This is a genomic window from Duganella sp. Dugasp78 (assembly GCF_059491455.1).
In genome coordinates, this window is record NZ_CP168506.1 from 1,423,050 (window position 1) to 1,440,172 (window position 17,123).

Genomic DNA, 17,123 nt, shown 5'->3' on the forward strand with positions numbered 1-17,123 from the left:
CGTCACACCAGGAACTGCGCCATCACGCGCTCATACGTGCCCTGCGCGTGCAGCAGCAGCTCGCACACTTCGCGCACCGCGCCGCGGCCGCCGGCGGCTGCCGTGGTGTGGTGGGCGCGCTCCAGCACCTCGGCGCGGCCGTTCGGCACGGCGACGGCGAAACCGACGCGCGTCAGGATCGGCAAATCGACCACGTCGTCGCCGATGAAGCCGACCTGCTCGGCGGTGAGGCCGGTCTTTTCCAGCAGCGCCTTGAACGGGGTCAGCTTGTCGTGGCCGCCCTGGTGCAGGAAGCCGATGCCGAGGTCGGCCGCGCGCTTGATCACCTGCGGCGAGGTACGCGCGCTGATGATGGCGGTCTGCACGCCGGATTCCTGCAGCAGCTTGATGCCCAGGCCGTCGTGCACGTTGAAGGTCTTCAGGGCCTCGCCGTCGGCGCCGTAGTGCAGGCTGCCGTCGGTCAGCACGCCGTCGACGTCGAAGATCATCAGCTTGACGCGCGCGGCGCGTTCCACATAGGTCAGGTCGGCCATCAGATCACCTTGGCGCGGGTCAGGTCGTGGATGTGCAGCGCGCCGACCAGCTTGCCGTCGGCGTCGGTCACCAGCATCTGGTTGATGCGGAACTGCTCCATCACGGTCACGGCGTCGACCGCCAGTTTTTCCGGCGAGATGCTGCGCGGGTTGGCGTGCATGACGTCGCGGATCACGACCTTGGTGAAGTCCTGGACCTTCTCGATCATGCGGCGCAGGTCGCCGTCGGTGAACACGCCGATCGGCTTGTCGTCGGCGTCGACCACGGCGGTCATGCCCATGCCCTTCTGCGTGATTTCCAGCAGCGCGTCGGTCAGCTTGACGTCGGCGGTGACTTTCGGCACGGCGTCGCCGCTGCGCATGACGTCGCGCACGTGGGTCAGCAGGCGGCGGCCCAGCGCGCCGCCCGGATGCGAGCGGGCGAAATCTTCTTCCTTGAAGCCGCGCAGGTCCAGCAGCGCGACCGCGATGGCGTCGCCCAGCGCCAGCGTGACGGTGGTCGAGGTGGTCGGCGCCAGGTTCATCGGGCAAGCTTCCTTGGCCACGGCCACGTTCAGGTGCACGTCGGCGATGTCGGCCAGGCTGGAGCCCGGCTTGCCGGTCATGGCGATGACCTTGCTGCCCATGCGCTTGACCACCGGCAGGATGGTCATCAGCTCGGCGCTCTCGCCGGAGTAGGAAATGGCGATGAAGGCATCGTCGGCGGTGACCATGCCGAGGTCGCCGTGGGCCGCCTCGGCCGGATGCACGAACAAGGCCGGGGTGCCGGTCGAGGCCAGGGTGGCGGCGATCTTGCGGCCGATGTGGCCGGACTTGCCGATGCCGGACACGACCACGCGGCCCTTGCAGTTCAGCAGCAGGGCGATGGCCTGGACCACGCTGTCGTCGGTCTCCAGGCGGGCGTTCAGGGCGGCGATCGCCTCGGCCTCGTTTTGCAGGGTGTCGCGGGCCAGCCGCAACGCATGCGCGGCCATATTTGCGTCAAAAGCTTTCAGCATTGTTTTTTCATGGGTTACACTCATGCCCAAGTATAGCCGAATTGAGAAAGCAAAAAACTTGCCAGTCACAACATAACGCCCGTGTCGGCCCACAAACAACGAAATTTTATTTACCGGCGATGTTGATATGACGTTTTCACCCTTGGAATTAACATTGTTGTTGCTGGGGAGCGCGGTGCTGGGCGTGGTCGCCTTCCGCATGATGCACCTGCCGCCGATGCTGGGCTACCTGGCGGTCGGCATCCTGATCGGCCCCCACGCGCTGGGCCTGGCCGAGTCCAGCGAGGCCTTCCACTCGCTGGCCGAATTCGGCGTGGTGTTCCTGATGTTCTCCATCGGGCTGGAATTCTCCCTGCCCAAGCTGATGGCCATGCGCGGCATCGTGTTCGGGCTGGGCATGGCGCAGGTGGGGCTGACCATCGTCGCCACCATGCTGTTCGGCTGGGCCATCGCCACCCAGCTGCCGCCGGACATCCATATCGGCTGGCAGGCCTCGTTCGCGCTGGGCGGCGCGCTGGCCATGTCGTCGACCGCCATCGTGTCAAAAATGCTGACGGAGCGGCTGGAGCTCGAGAGCGAGCACGGCCGCAAGATCATCGGCATCCTGCTGTTCCAGGATCTGGCCGTGGTGCCGCTGCTGATTTTGATTCCCTCGCTGGGCCAGCGGCCGGACGCGCTGGTCGAGACGCTGGCCTGGGCCGGCGTCAAGGCCGTGATCGTGCTGGCGCTGCTGCTGTTCTTCGGCCAGAAGCTGGTGCGCGGCTGGTTCACCGTCGTGGTCAAGCGGCGCTCGCAGGAACTGTTCATGCTGAACCTGCTGTTGATCACCTTGGGCGCGGCCTGGATCACCGAGCGCGCCGGCCTGTCGCTCGCGCTGGGCGCCTTCGTGGCCGGCATGCTGATTTCCGAAACCGAGTACAAGCACCAGGTGGAAGAGGACATCAAGCCCTTCCGCGACGTGCTGCTGGGACTGTTCTTCATCACCATCGGCATGCTGCTCAACGTGCGGCTGGTGATGGCGCACTGGTGGCTGGTGCTGGTGCTGCTGGCCGGGCCGGTGCTGCTCAAGTTCGCGCTGATCGCCGGCCTGGCCAAGCTGTTCGGCGCCTCGGACGGCGTCTCGATGCGCACCGGCCTGGCGCTGGCGCAGGCGGGCGAGTTCGGCTTCGTGCTGCTCAACCTGGCGGGCGGCAGCCACCTGATGGACCCGTTCATCATCCAGGTGGTGCTGGCGTCGATGGTGCTGTCGATGCTGGTGGCGCCGTTCATCATCTCCAAGTCGGACCAGATCGTCATGAAGGTGTCCAGCAACGAATGGATGATGCAATCGCTGGCGCTGACCAAGATCGCCAGCCGCACCATGTCCACCAACAAGCACGTGATCGTGTGCGGCTTCGGCCGCAGCGGCCAGGGCCTGGCCACCCTGCTGACCGAGGAGAGCATCGACTACCACGCGCTGGACCTGGATCCGGAGCGGGTGCAGGAAGCGCAGACCGCCGGCCGCCACGTCTCCTACGGCGATGCCGCGCGGCGCGAGAGCCTGGTGGCGGCCGGCATCTACCGCGCCAGCGCGGTGGTGATCACCTACGCCAGCACGCCGTCGGCGCTGAAGGTGCTGCACCTGGTGCACGAGCTGGCGCCGGCCCTGCCGGTGATCGTGCGTTCCCACGACGACACCGACCTCGACCGGTTGAAGGCGGCCGGCGCGGCGGAGGTGGTGCCGGAGCTGATGGAGGGCAGCCTGATGCTGGCCTCGCACGCGCTGGTGATGCTGGGCGTGCCGTTGCGGCGCGTGGTGCACCGGGTGCAGACCGCGCGCGAGGAGCGCTACGCCTCGCTGCGCGGCTACTTCCACGGCGCCAGCGACGCCGGCGAGGATGCCGACCTGGAGCGGCTGCATTCGGTCACGCTGAGCGGCAGCGCGGTCAGCGTGGGCAAGTCATTGGGCGAGATCGACGTGGCCGGCGCGGGGGCCGAGGTGAGCAGCATCCGGCGCGGCAAGGGCCGGCTGGAGGTAGCGCCGGAGCTGGTGCTGGAAGCGGGCGATGTGGTGGTGCTGCGCGGCACGGCCGAAGCCGTCAACCGCGCCGAGCAGCGCCTGCTGCGCTAGCTCGGTCATTCCCGCGAAAGCATTCCCGTCATTCCCGCGAAAGCGGGAATCCATGCTGAATGTCCGAGGCAAGCGTCCTATGGATGCCCGCTTTCGCGGGCATGACGGCTCGCAGTATCAGGCCTGCTCGACCGGCTCGCGGCTGACTACGCGGTTGCGGCCGGTTTCCTTGGCCACGTACAGCAGGCTGTCGGCATGCGCCACCCAGGCGCGCGCGACGGCCGCCGGATCGCCCTCGGCCTCGCCAGGATTCAGGCAGGCCACGCCGATCGACACCGTCACCGACAACTGCAATTCCTGCGACAGCGCGATCATGCTGCCGGCCACGCTGGCGCGGATGCGCTCGGCCACGAAGGCGGCGCTGTCCAGGTTGGCGTCGATCAGCAGCACGACGAACTCCTCGCCGCCGAAGCGCGCCAGCGCATCCGAGGTGCGCAGCTCGTTCTTGATGCGGGTAGCCACCTCGCGCAGCACGTCGTCGCCGCCGCCGTGGCCAACCGTGTCGTTGACGCGCTTGAAGTGGTCGATGTCGATGTACATGAACGAGATCGGATACTGCTGGCGCCGCGCCCGCGCGATCTCTTCCAGCAAACGCCGGTCGATGTAGCGCCGGTTGTAGACGCCGGTCAGCGAATCGGTCAGCCCGATGTACTTGAGCATTTCGTTACTGATGACGTTTTCCAGGCAGATGGCGATGATGGACGCCATGTGCTCGATGAAATCCGTGCCCAGGCTGGGCGTGAAGCGGGTCGGGTCGCAGCTGCCCAGGTTGAGGCTGCCGATGATGCGCTTGTTGCGCAGCAGCGGCACCAGCGCCACGCTTTGCAGCCCGGCCGGCGCCTGTGGGAACGGCGTCGCATGGCGCCGCGCGTCGTACATGCCCAGCAGCGGCTTGGGCGTCGGCGTGTAGGCGTTGCGCTGGCCGAGGTCGAAGCCCAGGCCGTCAAGCGTCTCGACGAAGATCAGTTCGGGGAAATCCTCAAACACCACGTCCAGCTTGGCCATGACGGTGCGGATGTCGGCGTCCTCGTCGATCAGCGTCAGGGTCACGCTGTCGAGCTCGGAGATCACCGGCAGCACGCGGAAGATGGTGCCTATCAGTTCGGGAAAATTGGCGGCGCTGACGATGTCCAGGTCGAAGGCCTGGTGGCGGGTCATGATGGAATGGTTGCGCTCGGCCTGCTCCAGCAGGTAAGCCATGCGCGCACGCAGGGCCTGGTTTTCGGCCGCCAGATCCGCCGCGCGCGCGGCGTGGTCAGTCTGCGGCGAGAACTTGCCTGTTGCAGTTTGCGTCATATATGCCCTTACTCATCAGCTAGTTTCATGCCAGATGCCACATTACGCCAAGTTTTAGCGCTTGGGAATGGCTGACTGCGTTAAAACGCCAACGTCACCACGATTTCCTGGCCAAGCCGCACGCGCTGGCCCTCTCCGGCGATCAGGATGCTATTCATGCCGAAACACAACGCCCCATCCAACTCCGGCTTGGCGCGGTAGCCTTGCATGAGGTCGAGTGGATCGGGACCGAACGTGCCGGTGGCCTGGTCGACCGACGGCATAGGGCAACGCGAGCAGGGTTTGACCGGTTTCAGCAAAGCATCGCCCAGCTGGAACGTTTCCACGTAATCCTCCTCGAAGGCTTCGATGCCGGACACGACCAGGTTGGGACGGAAGCGGTTCATCGGAATGGCGTCGCGGCCGGCGCGGCGCAGCTTGTCGTTCAGGTCGTCCAGCGAGGCGGCGCCGGCCACCAGCATCGGATAGCCGTCCGAGAACATGGTGGTGGCGGCGACGCCGCTGGTCCACGTCTGGCTGACGGCGCGCTCGGCCTTGGCGTGGAAGCGCGCCAGCCGGCACGGCACGCCGATCGCCTTGGTGAACCACTCGGCGGTCAGGTCGTCGCAATCGTAGGCCAGCACGGTGTCGTCCCAGACCTGGGTGGTGAGGGTGGGCGCCAGATAGGGGTCCGGCAGGTCGAGCGGGATTTCCAGGCACAGCATGCCGGGCGCGCGCAATTCCAGCTTGCTGCCCTTGAGACTGGGGGTGATCAGCGCCATGCGCGGGTGTTCGCGCTGGGTCAGGCTGACGCCGGCGCCGTCGACCACCATCCATTCGCGGTCGTAGATCTGCTCGCTCATCAGGCCGGTGACGGTCAGCGTGGCTTCCTGCAAGGAAATACCGCCGCAGGATTTGATCGGGTACAGCGTGATTTCGGAGAGGATAGGCATGCTCGGCACCAGTCGTTAGGCAGATGAAAACCTTGCCATTATACGAGCAGCGACAGCGGGCCGCTGACGGCCCGCCGTTGCCGATCCGGGATTACTCCTCGGCCGTGGCCGCGGTCTTGGCGGGACGCGGTGCGCGCGGCGCGGCCGGCTTGCGGGCCGGCTTGGCGGCCGCCTTGGCCTTGGCCGGCTTGGCGGCTGGCGCAGCGTCGGACTCGACCACTGCAACCGGCGCGGCCACTTCGACCGGCGCCGCAGCTGGAGCGGGCACTGCCGCCTGCTCGCCGTCGGCCGCTGCCGCGCCCTTGCCGCCGCGCGCATTCCTGGCGTTCTTGCCGCCCTTGGCCGCCGCTGCCTCGGTCTTGGTCTTGGCGGCTTCCTTCAACTTGCGCGCCGGCGGTTTCGGCCCGCTTTTCTTCTTGGCCGGCGCCTCGTCGGCGACAACCGGCTCGCTGACTGCTACCGGTGTTTCGACGACAGCCTCCGGCATCAGCGCTGCTTCGGCAAGCGCCACGGCGTCCTGCTGGCCCTGGCGTTCGCCCTGCTTGCGGCCACCGCGATTGCCGCGACCACGTCCACGGCCGCGCTCGGCGTCGGCTGCCGGCGCTTCCACCACCTCGGGCGCGTCCGGCTGGCCGGCCAATTGCTCCGGCTCGACGTAGGCATGCACCTCCGGCTCCGCCTCATCCTGGTTGCCATGCGCTTGCGCGCCGCGGGCCTGCTGCGCCAGGCGCTCGGCCTGGCGTTCGGCGAAGCGCTCGGCGGCAGTGCGGCCACGGCCACGGCTGCGGCGCGACTCCTGCTTGCCGCCGTCCTGCGCCTCGGCCGGGGCGCCGTCGGCCGACGGTTCGCCCAGCGTCAGGCCCGGCGTCGGCACGCCGGTGCCACGGTAGACGTAGGCGCCGGACTTCTCGTCACGGCCGAATTCCAGCAAGCCGCGCGCCTTGCATTCCTCGATCAGGTTGCCGAAGGTGCGGAAGCCATAGTAGGACTCGCTGAAGTCCGGCTTGCGGCGCTTGATCGCCTCTTTCAGCACCGAGGCCCAGATCTTGCCGCTGTCGCCGCGCTCGGAGACCAGCGCCTCGAAGGTATTGGCGGCGATTTCCACCGCCTGGTTGCGGCGCTTGTCCATCTCTTCGCGGCGCATGCGTTCCTCTTCCGGCGAGCGCTTGACGGCCGGCTTGGCCTCGCTGCTCGATTCACGCTTGGCGCGGCGGCTTTCGCGCACCAGGTCGTCGTAGAAGATGAATTCGTCGCAGTTGGCCACCAGCAGATCGGAGGTCGACTGCTTGACGCCGACGCCGATCACCTTCTTGGCGTTCTCGCGCAGCTTGGACACCAGCGGCGAAAAATCGGAATCGCCGGAGATGATGACGAAGGTGTCGACGTGCGACTTGGTGTAGCACAAGTCCAGCGCGTCGACGACCATGCGGATGTCGGCCGAGTTCTTGCCGGACTGGCGCACGTGCGGGATTTCGATCAGCTCGAAGTTCGCCTCGTGCATCGGCGCCTTGAAGCCCTTGTAGCGGTCCCAGTCGCAATACGCTTTCTTGACCACGATGCTGCCCTTGAGCAGCAGACGTTCCAGCACCGGCTTGATGTCGAACTTGTCGTAATTGGCGTCGCGCACACCGAGCGCCACGTTTTCAAAATCGCAGAACAGCGCCATGCTGACGTTATCGTTGGAAGAAGCCATGAAGAGTATTTTTCTAGTGAGGGGTGAGACGGGCGCGGAAGGCAGACATTGCGGTCCGGCGATCGGGCAATCCGGCGATTATACCCAACAAAGCGGCGCGTGCGACGAACGCGACACCCGGCGGCGCGGAAGGCACCGGCCCAGCGTGACAATGTGCGTATTTCACAACCATGCCGGTGCGCTAACATGACCGATTCACTTTCAACAGAGACGGAGCCGCCATGCGATCCCTGGACATTATCAAGCGCGACCTGCTCAAGGCCCTGGGTCGGGCGGCGCTCGCCCTGTTCGCCGTGCCGCTGATGGTGCTGGCCTTCGCCCACTACGTGCTGGGCGCGCAGGACGCCAGCTTCCTCGACGCCGTGCAGCAGAAAATCGCCCAGTCGGGCGACGCCGGGCTGGACAAGGGCGCGCTGCTGACCTACTACCGCGCGCATCCGCCCTCCTCCGTCTGCGGCGACACGGCGCCGGAACGGGCCGACTATCGCAACGGCGTGTGCGAACCGCTGTCGGAGGAATGGCAATTCTACTGGGCGCAGCTGACCGCCGTTGGCCTGCTGATCGCCGGCGCGGCGCTGCTGCTGACGGCAGCCGGACTGGGACTGGTGGCCTTCTACAACCGCGCGGCACAGTATGCCAGCCTGGTGCTGGGCTGGCGCCTCATGGCGCTGGCCAGCGCGCTGGAGGTGACCCTGCAAAGCGCGCTGCTGGTGTGGATGTCGTTCTGGCTGACCGCGTATTTCATGCACTTCTATTCGATCAAGCTGGTCGCCATCGTCGCCGTGCTGGCGGCGGGCGCCGTGTTCGCCGCACTCAAACATATGTTCCAGCGCGTGCCGGAGCGGACCGGCATCGACGGCGAACTGCTGCCGGCGGCCGCCGCGCCGGCGCTGTGGGCCCGCGTGCGCGCGCTGGCCACTATGCTGGGCACGGCGCCGCCGGAGCAGATCGTGGCCGGCATCGACAATAATTTCTTCGTCACGGAGGCCGCGCTGTCGGTGAACGGACACCAGCTGACGGGACGCACGCTGTTCGTCAGCCTGCCGCTGCTGCGCGTGATGGCACAGGACGAGGCCGATGCGGTGCTGACGCACGAGCTGGCCCACCTGCGCGGCGGCGACACCAGCAGCAGCGCGGCGCTCGGCCCCAAGCTGGCGCAGTTCGACTACTACCGCGCGATGATGGGCGCGGCGGGACTGACCGTGATCGCGTTCTATCTGCTGAGCCTGTACCGCTTCATTTACGAGCTGGCCCTGAAGCGCGACAGCCGCGAGCGCGAGTTCGTGGCCGACCGCGCCGCGCGCGACCTGGTATCCGGCGAGGCGCTGGTGCGGGCGCTGATCAAGGTCAGCGCCTACAGCAACTATCGCGGCCGCATCGAGCGCGAACTGTTCGAACGCAACGCCCAGCACGGCGCAACGCTGGGCATCGCCGCCCACGTCGCGCAGGGGCTGGAGGCGTTCGCGCATTCCGACGACTTCGCCGGCGACATGGCCGATACCGACATGCCCCATCCTTTCGACAGCCATCCCAGGCTGGACGAACGCATGGACAACGCCGGCTGCATGATCGCGCCGCAGGACTTCGGCGCGATCGTGGTGGCGCCGGTAGCGCGCAGCTGGATCGCCGACATCGCCGGCGCGGAGGAGATCGAAGCACGCTTGTGGGACGCCTACGAGGGCCGCTTCGCCAGCGAGCACGAACGCGACCTGGCCTACCGCTACCACCCGCACAACGACGAAGAGCGCGCCGTGGTGCTGCGCCACTTCCCGCAGCAAGTGTTCGAGCTGAGCGGCGGCCGGCGCTTCCTGGTCGGCTACGACGGCCTGACCTTGCCGCAGGATGAACAGTTCGTCGCCTGGGACGCCATCGGCGACCTGAAGTACACGGATGGCATCGGCGGCGACGTGCTGACCATCAAGCGCAACCTGGGCAGCGACGACAAGGTCAAGCTGAAGGGCATCCGCCGCGAACGCGAGCGCGTGAAGGCGGTGCTGGGGCACTACTGGCACCGCCATAAGGTCTCGCGCTCGGCGGCCTAGGATTTATTCTGTTTTGGCAAACATGCCGGCCATCGCCGTCACGTCGCGGCCGACGCCGCGATAGCCGATGAAGCGGCCGGTCTCGTCGAACATGGGCTCGCCGCTCACTTGCAGGTATTGGCGCGCGCCGTCTATCGTCCGGCTGTAGACGAAGTCCAGGAAGGCCTTGCGCTCGGCGATGTTCGATTGCAGCAGCGCGTGCTCGGCCACGTCCCAGCCGCCGGCGTCGCCGCTGCCGATGCCCACCATGTCGGCCACCGGGCCGGACCAGATGGTGAGCTGGCCGTCGGCATCCTGCTCCCAGTACCAGTCGGTCGACAGTTCGGCAAAGCGCTGGAAGCGGGCCTCGCTGGCGCGCAATTGCGCGGTGCGCTCCAGCACCGTGTATTCCAGCTGCTGGTTGTAGCGCTGCAGCATGCGGTGCAGCAGCCGCACTTCCAGCATGTTGTGGATGCGTGTCTCGACCTCAATCAGTTCGAATGGCTTGCTGACGAAATCCTTGGCGCCGGCCTGCAGCGCGCGCATCTTGTGATTCGGCTGCGCCGTCACCACCAGCACCGGCACATAGCCGTCCGGCTCGATTTCCTTGAGCGCCTCCAGCACCGCAAAGCCATCCATGTGGGGCATTTGCAGGTCCAGCAGGATCAGGTCGTAATGATGTTGCTGGTGCAGGCCGCAGACGGCGAACGGGTCCATCGTGCTGCTCACCCGGGTGTAGCCGGCGTTGGCCAGCATCTGCTGCAGCAGCATGACGTTGGCTTCCTGATCGTCGACGATCAGGATCTCGGCGTTGAGTATTTCTGATGAGTTAGTCATGATGCGCTCTCCTGCGTAGTGCCTTGGCCGCTGCGCTCGGCAGCGTACTCCAGCGCGAAATCCAGGGCCGCCATGAATTCGACGACATTGATCGGTTTGGTCAGGTAGCGCAGGAATCCCGCCTCCAAGCCCTTGGCGATATCGCGCGGCATGGCGTTGGCCGACAGCGCCATCACCGGAATGCGCGCCGTGTTGGTGTCGTCCTGCAAGATCTTGAGGCAGCCGAAGCCGCTCACGCCGGGCAGGTTGATGTCCATCAAAATCACGTCGGGCTGGTAGGCCCGCGCCAGCTGCATGCCGGTCGGGCCGTCGATGGCGGTCAGCAGCTTGAGATCGCTGCGACGCTGCACCAGCTGCTCCACCAGCGTCAGATTGGCGGGATTGTCCTCGATGTACAGCAAGGTCTTCAGCGCCACGCCGCTGCGGGCGGCGCGCGACAGCGGCGCGTCGAAGGCGGCGATCTCGAGCACCGGCTCGCTGCTGGCGGCCAGCTCGATCCAGAACGTCGTGCCGACGCCGATTTCGCTGTGCACGCCGATGGCGCCGCCCATCAACTCCGTCAGCTGTTTTGTCACCACCAGGCCGATGCCGGTGCCCTCTTCCGCGCCGTCTTCCTGGCCCAGGCGGTTGAACGGCTGGAACAGCTGACCGATCTGGTCGCCGCTCAGGCCGGCGCCGGTATCGGTCACGCTGATGCGCACCATGTCCTCGCTGGTACTGCCGGCCGAGCATTCGACAGTGATCTTGCCGCCGTGGCGGTTGTACTTGATGGCGTTGGACAGCAGGTTGATCATCACCTGTTTGACGCGGGTGCGATCCGCGTGCACGAAGAACGGTTCGCTCAGCGAGGCGAAGAACAGGCGGATGCCGCGCTTTTCCGCCTGCGGCCCGACCAGCGCCTGGCAATCGCGCAACACCTCGGACAGGCCCATCGACTCCTGCGACATCGTCACCTTGCCCGATTCGATCATGGCCAGGTCGAGGATCTCGTTAATCAATTGCAGCAGATACCAGCCGCCCTTGAGGATCTGGTCCAGCGAGCGCTGCTGCGAGGCGCTGGGTGGCGGTTTGTCCGACGCCAGCAACTGCGCGAAGCCCAGCACCGCGTTGAGCGGCGTGCGCAACTCGTGGCTCATGCCCGACAGGAAATCCGACTTGGCGCGGTTGGCTTTATCTGCCACCGCGCGCGCCGCTTCCAGTTCCGCGTTGGTTTCCTGCAGCGCCAACTGCTGCTCGCGCAGGCGCTTGTCCAGCAAGGCCTGCTCGCGCTCCACTTCCTTGCGAGCCGTGTTATCGGTGCCCATCAGCAGATAGCCGATGATTTTTTCCTCGGCGTCGCGCAGTGCGCTGACCGAGACGATGGCGGGGAAACGGCTGCCGTCCTTGCGGATGTAGGTCAGCTCGTAGATGTCCTCGATGCCGCGCGAGGCTTTGAACACCAGCGCGTCGAAGCCCGGCCGGATGGTCGTGCCCAGTTCCGCGCTGAGCGCCTCGGCGCGGGCGATCACTTCCTGCGCATCGGAGATGCCGGCCGGCGTGATCTGGTTGACCACCTCCGCCGCGCTATAGCCCAGCATGCGCTCGGCGCCGACGTTGAAGATCTGGATCACGCCCTGCGCATCGGTGGCGATGCTGGAGAAATTGGCGCTGTTGTGGATCGCCAGTTGCAGCGCGTCCGCCTTGAGCAGCGGGCCTTCTGACAGTCGATTGGTTTTCATTTCAGCTCCTGGCGTTGACGTACGTCTGACATCAGGCGCGCGAATTCTTTCTTGACGACTTCATAGCATTCACAGGTGTCGCCTTCGAGGCCGATCCGGTCCAGGACCGAAATATGACCCCGCCGGTTGCTGATAAAGCCCCTGGCCTGCAGGCGTCCGGCCGCCACCGTCACCCCTTCGCGCCGCACGCCCAGCATGCTGGCGATCAGTTCCTGGGTCATGGTCAGCTCGCTGGTCGGCAGACGATCCAGCGTCAGCAGCAGCCAGCGGCACAGCTGCTGCTCCACCGTGTGATGACGGTTGCAGATCGCCGTCTGCGACATCTGGGTGATCAGCGCCTGGGTGTAGCGCAGCAGCAGGCGCATGACAGGGCCGGCTCGGTTGAACTCGTCGAGCAGGACCTGCGATTTGAGGCGGTAGCCGTGACCGGCGGTCTGGACCACGGCGCGGCTGGGTGTAGTGTTGCCACCCATGAACAGCGAAATGCCGAGGATGCCCTCGTTGCCGACGCCGGCGATCTCGGACGAACTGCCGTTCTCCAGCACATAGTGCAGCGACACGATGGCTGAGGTCGGGAAATACACGTGATCGAGCTTGCCGCCCGATTCATACAGCACATCGCCCAGCCGCATCATGATCGGTTCCAGGTGCGGCGACAGACGGTCGAACTCGGCGTCTAGCAGGGCGGCCAGCAGATGGTTCTGGTTGGGGTTGTTGAGACGCATGGAAACATTCCTTGTTCCAGTCGTCAACTAGGCGGGGGGCGGGGACGGCAAACGATGACCGTCAGACAGAGTAACACACATCAACGCAAGCGCCCGGTGTTAAAGATCACCGGACCGCAATCAGCAATGCCGCGGTGTTTTTATTTTGGCGGCGCGGAGCCGGCGACCGGACTTCCGGGGACAACAGCGATATTCGTATTGTGGGCGGCGGTGATCAGCCAACGACCGTCGCGCTTGACGAAGACCTGGGTAAACAAACCCTCGCGAGGCGTGCGCGGCGTGCCATCGGGGTTCTTGTCACCGCGCAGCGCCCACATTTGATGGACAATGGCCACGTCCGGCTTGAGAAAGCGTATATCCGATTTCAGATTGCTCCACACGCTGTCCTTGAACATCATTTCATGGACCAGCGCATGGTTTTTCTTGATCTCAGCCGGTCCTATCCATCTGCGGCCATTGACCTGAACAAAATCAGCATCGTCGGTGAAGAGGCTGGAAAGCGCCGCCATGTCGTGGCGGTTCCAGGCGTCCTGCCAGCGATTTTCGACTTGCTGGATCGCCAGCTCGTCTTCTGAAGGGGCCGCTTGAACGGACGACAGGCTCATCGCCATCAGGGGCACGAGTAACGCAAGCTGAAGTGGAAATCGCATCAAAGCTCCCCGACCATCGTTGTAAATTATGTCACGTTGATAGTCTAGCCATGATCCCGCGTTAGTCAAGGACGATTAAATAAGCCACGCCAAAAACAAAGAAGCCCTGTAAATACAGGGCTTCTTCAAAGCAGAGGGGGGGTTAGACGTTGAACAGGAAGTTCAACACATCGCCATCCTTGACCACATATTCCTTGCCCTCGGCGCGCATCTTGCCCGCTTCCTTGGCGCCGCTCTCACCCTTGTACTGGATGAAGTCGTCATACGCGATGGTTTGCGCGCGGATGAAGCCGCGCTCGAAGTCGGTGTGGATCACGCCGGCCGCTTGCGGCGCGGTGTCGCCCACGTGGATGGTCCAGGCGCGCACTTCCTTCACACCGGCGGTGAAGTAGGTTTGCAGGCCCAGCAGCTTGTAGGCGGCGCGGATCAGACGGTCCAGGCCCGGCTCTTCCATGCCCATGTCGGCCAGGAAGGCGCTCTTGTCGGCGTCGTCCAGGTCGGCGATTTCCGCTTCGATCGAGGCGCAGATGGCGACGATGGGCGCGTTCTGGGTGGCGGCGTAGGCGGCCAGCTGGTCCAGCAGCGGGTTGTCCTTGAAGCCGGTGTCGGAGACGTTGGCCACGTACATGGCCGGCTTGGCGGTGATCAGGCACAGCGGCTTGATCAGCGCCATCTCGTCGGCGTCCAGGCCCATCGCGCGCACCGGCTTGGCTTCGTTCAGGTGCGGCACGATGCGCTCCATGATGGCGAGCAGCTTGGCGGCGTCCTTGTCGCCGGAACGGGCTTTCTTGTTTTCGCGGTGGATGGCTTTTTCCACGGTGCCCAGGTCGGCCAGCGCCAGCTCGGTCTGGATCACTTCGATATCGTCCAGCGGGCTGACCTTGCCGGCCACGTGGATCACGTTGTCATCTTCGAAGCAGCGCACCACGTTGACGATGGCGTCGGTTTCGCGGATGTGCGACAGGAACTGGTTGCCCAGGCCTTCGCCCTGCGACGCGCCCGCCACCAGGCCGGCGATGTCGACGAACTCGACGATGGCGTTGACCATGCGTTCCGGCTTGACGATCTCGGCCAGGCCAGCCATCCGCGGATCCGGCACTTCAACCACGCCGACGTTGGGCTCGATGGTGCAGAACGGATAGTTCTCGGCCGGGATGCCGGCCTTGGTCAGGGCGTTGAAGAGGGTGGACTTGCCGACGTTAGGCAGGCCGACGATGCCGCATTGGAGACTCATGAAAAACCTTTAATTATCAATTTCGCCGGCAAGCGGCTGGTGAAAAACGGCCAGCAAGGGGCGTTTTCTGGATATTCGTGCTTTTTAAAGCGTTCAAGGGTCAATTGTACCTCCCTCGCACCGACTCTTCCAAAAAACACTGTGCAAAGGATTAGTGGACTTATTGCTGCGAAGCACTATCATACAAACTGTGCCACCCGCCGGAGTCCACGCCATGCCCGCTTTTGCCGAGACTGCCCCGATCTATATGCGCAGCAGACGATTCGACCGCCTGTTCGTGCTGGGCATTCCCCTGCTCGCGCTGGCCGTGGGCGCGCTGGCGCTCGGCTTCCCCCAATACTTCGTGCTGATTATTTCGCTGGACCTGGCCTTGCTGGGTTATCACCATGTCATTTCCACCTACACCCGCCTGCTGTTCGACCTGAAGTCGGCCCGCCAGCACTGGGCGCTGCTGCTGCCCCTGCCGGTGGCGGTGTTCGCCGGCGTCTACCTGCTGATCGCCTGGGGCGGCCTGGCGGCGGTCGCCACGCTGTACATGCACTGGCAGTGGTATCACTACACGCGGCAAAGCGAAGGCATCAACAAGGCCTATGGCATGAAGACGCGCAGCGTCCAGGCCGGCAATCCGGTGTTCAACCGCCTCACCTTTTACCTGGTGCCGGCCGCCGCCTTCATGATGATGAGCGCGCGCCCGGACTCGACCTTCCTGTCCATGGAAGTGTGGAAGCTGCCGGTGCCGCCTTCGCTGGCCCTGGCCGCGCTGACGGCGGCCGGCGCCTGCCTGGCGTGGTGGCTGGCGGCGCAGGTGCGTGCGCTGCGCGCCGGCACGCTGGGCCGGCTGCACTTCGCCTACCTGTGCTCGCACTACCTGATCTATGTGGTGTCCTATGTCGCGATCCACGACATCACCACCGGCTGGCTGGTCATCAACGTGTGGCACAACGCGCAGTACATCGCCTTTGTGTGGCTGTTCAACTCCAACCAGTTCAAGGGCGGCGTCAATCCTGAGCAGCGGGCGCTGTCCTGGCTCAGCCAGGAGGGCCGCTGGCCGCTGTACCTGATGGCCTGCCTGGCGCTGACCGGCGTGGTGTACCGCTCCATCGATATGTCCAACGCCTACTTCGCCAACTACACGCTGGTGCCGCTGGTCGTGATCGCTTACCAGGGCATCAATTTCCATCACTACATCGTTGATTCGATCATCTGGAAGCTGCGCAAGCGCGAGGTCCAGAGCGCGCTGAAGATCGTCTGATGATGGCGCGCAGCGGGCTGGCCGGCAAGCCGGGGCGCTACCCCGTCCTCGATGCGCTGCGCGCCATGGCGATCCTGCTGGTGCTGGCGCGGCATTGGGCGGTGGCGTCGCAGACCACGTTCGGCGTCGTGCCCGGCGGTCCGCTGGCGGTGCTGTCGGCCAATGGCTGGATCGGCGTCGACCTGTTCTTTGTGCTGAGCGGTTTCCTCATCGGCAGCCACTTCACCGGGCCGAACGCCGCGCCGTTCACGCGGGCGGCGGTGATGGACTTCTACCGCCGCCGCGCCTTCCGCACGCTGCCGCTGTACTGGGGCGTGATCCTGCTGTGCTGGCTGGCGGCACCGTGGACGCAGGGCGCGGCATTCTCCAGCCTGTCCTTCGCCACGCACCTGCTGTTCATGCAGGATTACCTGGGTTCGGACGTCATGGTCACGCTGTGGTCGCTGGCGGTGGAGGAAAAGTTTTACCTGAGCGCGCCATTGCTGCTGTTCCTGCTGACGCGGATGGGCGCATGGTCCGCCTGCATCGTGCTGGCGGCGGTCATGGCAGGGCTGTGCTGGTCCATGCAGGCCAGCGCGCTGGGCATCGCGCCGGGCGACTACCCGGCCTTCTTCTGGGCGATGCGCGCGCCGTTTCATCATGCCGTGCTGGGCATACTGGCCGGCGTGCTGGTCGCCGTCCAGCATGGCGCGTCCAGCACGTGGCGCGCGCCGCGTACGCTGTTCCTGGCGCTGGCGATGCTGCCGCTGGCAGTGCTCACCTACCGGGACTGGCTGGCCCAAGGAAGTTGGCCAACGGTTTGCGGCATCATCGCGCTGTCTTCAATCCTGTTTGCGCTGCTGGTGCGTTGCGGCCTGGCTGTCAATTGCTGGCAGCCGTCCTTCGGCTCCGCGCGTCCGCTGCGCTACATCGCCAAGTTGTCGTATGCGCTGTACCTGGTGCACTACCCGTTGATCGGGCCTGCCACAAAACTGTGCCAGGCCCTGCCTGACGGTATGCAGCAGGCGGGCAGCCTGCTGTTCCTGGTGGTCTACGGCGCCATGTCCTGGGCTGCCGCGTGGCTGCTGCACGTCGCGCTGGAAAAACCGTTCCTGCTGCTGCGCGACCGCTTCGTCGCCACCTGA

General features: G+C 65.3%; 14 protein-coding genes. 4 read left to right on the forward strand and 10 right to left on the reverse strand.

From position 1 onward, the window contains the following. Positions 1–2: 2 nt before the first annotated feature. Together ACEN9O_RS06335 and ACEN9O_RS06340 are read right to left on the reverse strand one after the other, a co-directional pair. Positions 3–533: a KdsC family phosphatase gene (locus tag ACEN9O_RS06335; protein WP_495616776.1), complete on the reverse strand. Its 531-nt coding sequence runs from the start codon at positions 531–533 to the stop codon at positions 3–5. Further along, the gene (locus ACEN9O_RS06340; RefSeq protein ID WP_495616777.1) at positions 533–1,531 is read right to left on the reverse strand and encodes a KpsF/GutQ family sugar-phosphate isomerase; all 999 of its coding nucleotides are present in this window, start codon (positions 1,529–1,531) and stop codon (positions 533–535) included. Before ACEN9O_RS06340 ends, ACEN9O_RS06335 begins: the two co-directional genes overlap by 1 nt. A 127-nt stretch (positions 1,532–1,658) precedes the next feature. On the opposite strand from ACEN9O_RS06340, the gene ACEN9O_RS06345 reads away from it, so the two are divergent. Then, positions 1,659–3,641 carry a monovalent cation:proton antiporter family protein gene (locus tag ACEN9O_RS06345; RefSeq protein WP_495616778.1) on the forward strand — a complete coding sequence of 661 codons (1,983 nt, stop codon included), beginning with the start codon at positions 1,659–1,661 and terminating at the stop codon, positions 3,639–3,641. A 117-nt stretch (positions 3,642–3,758) separates the two neighbouring features. Here ACEN9O_RS06345 and ACEN9O_RS06350 read toward each other — a convergent pair whose 3' ends face one another. The 3 genes from ACEN9O_RS06350 to ACEN9O_RS06360 all read right to left on the reverse strand — a co-directional run bounded on the left by ACEN9O_RS06350 (position 3,759) and on the right by ACEN9O_RS06360 (position 7,562). Further along, positions 3,759–4,937: a GGDEF domain-containing protein gene (locus ACEN9O_RS06350; RefSeq protein ID WP_495616779.1), complete on the reverse strand. Its 1,179-nt coding sequence runs from the start codon at positions 4,935–4,937 to the stop codon at positions 3,759–3,761. A gap of 80 nt (positions 4,938–5,017) precedes the next feature. After that, entirely contained in the window at positions 5,018–5,869 is an 852-nt protein-coding gene (locus tag ACEN9O_RS06355) for an MOSC domain-containing protein (protein WP_495616780.1), read from the reverse strand. Between the two features lie 91 nt (positions 5,870–5,960). Next, positions 5,961–7,562: an NYN domain-containing protein gene (locus ACEN9O_RS06360; protein ID WP_495616781.1), complete on the reverse strand. Its 1,602-nt coding sequence runs from the start codon at positions 7,560–7,562 to the stop codon at positions 5,961–5,963. Positions 7,563–7,783: 221 nt separating this feature from the next. Between ACEN9O_RS06360 and ACEN9O_RS06365 the strand changes: the two genes are divergently transcribed. Next, entirely contained in the window at positions 7,784–9,604 is a 1,821-nt protein-coding gene (locus ACEN9O_RS06365) for a M48 family metalloprotease (RefSeq protein ID WP_495616782.1), read from the forward strand. Positions 9,605–9,607: 3 nt separating this feature from the next. Here ACEN9O_RS06365 and ACEN9O_RS06370 read toward each other — a convergent pair whose 3' ends face one another. From ACEN9O_RS06370 to ychF, 5 genes are all read right to left on the reverse strand, one after another. After that, positions 9,608–10,420: a response regulator gene (locus ACEN9O_RS06370; protein WP_495616783.1), complete on the reverse strand. Its 813-nt coding sequence runs from the start codon at positions 10,418–10,420 to the stop codon at positions 9,608–9,610. Continuing rightward, positions 10,417–12,138, reverse strand: a complete 1,722-nt coding sequence (locus ACEN9O_RS06375) for a hybrid sensor histidine kinase/response regulator (RefSeq protein ID WP_495616784.1) — start codon at positions 12,136–12,138, stop codon at positions 10,417–10,419. Before ACEN9O_RS06375 ends, ACEN9O_RS06370 begins: the two co-directional genes overlap by 4 nt. Beyond that, on the reverse strand, positions 12,135–12,863 hold the full coding sequence (locus tag ACEN9O_RS06380; RefSeq protein WP_495616785.1) for a Crp/Fnr family transcriptional regulator: 729 nt from the start codon (positions 12,861–12,863) through the stop codon (positions 12,135–12,137). The genes ACEN9O_RS06375 and ACEN9O_RS06380 overlap by 4 nt, the downstream gene beginning before the upstream one ends. Before the next feature lie 140 nt (positions 12,864–13,003). Then, positions 13,004–13,513, reverse strand: a complete 510-nt coding sequence (locus ACEN9O_RS06385) for a YybH family protein (protein WP_495616786.1) — start codon at positions 13,511–13,513, stop codon at positions 13,004–13,006. Between the two features lie 142 nt (positions 13,514–13,655). Next, positions 13,656–14,747 carry a redox-regulated ATPase YchF gene (gene ychF / locus ACEN9O_RS06390; protein WP_495616787.1) on the reverse strand — a complete coding sequence of 364 codons (1,092 nt, stop codon included), beginning with the start codon at positions 14,745–14,747 and terminating at the stop codon, positions 13,656–13,658. Positions 14,748–14,961: 214 nt separating this feature from the next. On the opposite strand from ychF, the gene ACEN9O_RS06395 reads away from it, so the two are divergent. Next, on the forward strand, positions 14,962–15,999 hold the full coding sequence (locus ACEN9O_RS06395; RefSeq protein ID WP_495616788.1) for a hypothetical protein: 1,038 nt from the start codon (positions 14,962–14,964) through the stop codon (positions 15,997–15,999). Next, a complete protein-coding gene (locus tag ACEN9O_RS06400; RefSeq protein ID WP_495616789.1) occupies positions 15,999–17,123 on the forward strand; it encodes an acyltransferase family protein in 1,125 nt (374 codons plus the stop codon). The genes ACEN9O_RS06395 and ACEN9O_RS06400 overlap by 1 nt, the downstream gene beginning before the upstream one ends.